Source organism: Shinella sp. SUS2 (genome assembly GCF_001262505.1).
In the GTDB taxonomy this organism is placed as follows: domain Bacteria; phylum Pseudomonadota; class Alphaproteobacteria; order Rhizobiales; family Rhizobiaceae; genus Shinella.
Genome location: NZ_KQ410821.1, coordinates 1 through 1,550, shown reverse-complemented (window position 1 = coordinate 1,550; position 1,550 = coordinate 1). Strand labels below are relative to the sequence as shown.

1 protein-coding gene is annotated in these 1,550 nt (G+C 59.5%); it reads right to left on the bottom strand.

From position 1 onward, the window contains the following. Nucleotides 1–339: 339 nt before the first annotated feature. Nucleotides 340–1,443 (bottom strand): IS110 family RNA-guided transposase, encoded by a 1,104-nt coding sequence (locus AKG11_RS33465; protein ID WP_050747149.1) that lies wholly within the window; start codon nt 1,441–1,443, stop codon nt 340–342. Nucleotides 1,444–1,550 lie beyond the last annotated feature (107 nt).

Sequence of the window (1,550 nt, the reverse complement as noted above, 5' to 3'; positions counted from 1 at the left end):
ATCAATCCACTCTCATGTTCGCCTTTTCAAGCAGCAGGAATAGAAATTCTCCCGGCCGATTTCTCGGACGTCGTGTTTCGTATGAGTACGTCCTGGGGAAGGCAGGAGGCACGGTCAATGAACGACGGTTGATCATGCTCTGATGCGCGGGTTGGTTACCGCCAGACCTGATGCGTCGCGGAGCGTCCTCGGTCTAGAAGCCAGCGTCGGATATATCCGGCTGATAGTGGAAGCGAGGGTTCTCCTGCCGTGACCGTGCCCCCAGCCTTGCCCAGGTGCACATGGCTTTCTGGTGGGTTGGTTACTCTTCCTCTTTGCTTTCCTAAAATTTGGCGATGTTCAACGCGTTGAGACCTGGCATGCAATCGCCCAGACGAAGCCCGATAATTCGCGCGCGATCGCCGTGGTTACGGTCGTGGCCGGCTTTCCGGCCTTCGTCAGCTTGCGATAGCGGCCGCAGAGCCGCTCCTGCGCCTTCCATGCCGTGTCGCGAACCGTTTTTGGAAGTTGCTCCTGGCGGATTAACTGGTCGCGGCTCACCCTTGCGGGAAACCGGTAGCTCCAGGCCGCCTCGATCAACATGCGCCGGGCCGTTCCATTTCCCGCTTTCGTAATGCCGCCTTGGCGTCGAGTTGCGCCGCTCGAATGCTCTGATGGTACGAGCCCCAGATAGGCCATGAGTTGACGCGGATTGGTAAAGCGACTGATATCACCCAATTCGGCAATCATCGTCGCAGCGGTCACCAAAGCCATGCCGCGGAGCGACTGCAGCGCGTGGACGACGGGTGCCAACGACCACTCGCTCAACATCATCTCGATTTGCTTCGTCAGCCGGTCGCGCCGGTCCGTCGCAGCCTCGATCGTGGCGAGATGATCTTCGAGCACAATGTGGTGGATTGGTTGCTCGAAGCGAAGACCAGCCAGCCAACGGCGGTGCATCTGCGTCCAGGCTGGACGGCCATAATGGCAGCCGTGGCGCAATAAAAATCCACTGAGTTGTTGGCGCGCTTGTCGTAGGCTGCGTACGGCAGCAAGGCGTGCCCGCACCAGATCACGCATCGCCTCATGGGCGCGATCGGGGATCCACACGGCGCTCAGCTCCCCAGCGCGATGAAGCCTTGCCAGATTATTGGCATCGCGACGGTCCGTCTTGATGCGATCGCCTGGCTTTCGAGGGATCAAAGACGGGGCCACGACCACGCAGTCATGGCCAGCGGCAGACAGCTGCCGCTGAATGCCGTAGCCACAAGGTCCTGCTTCGTAGCAAAACTTCAGGGTCCGGCCCGACTGCGAAAGCTTCGCCAGCATGCGGGCCAAGGCCGTTGGTGTGTTTACGATCTGGCCAAACGCGCGCACGTCACCGCGCTTACCGCCATCGGCAAGCGCCACCGAAATCGTTTCTTTGTGAACATCCAATCCGACGTATGTGATAGTCTCGTCCATGGCCCGTCTCCTATGCATGAGGCTCTACGAGAGGATCGCTCTCGCAACCCTCGATACCTGCATATTGTGAGACGGGTCACCCAGCCCCAGGCGAACATTTAGTCTAG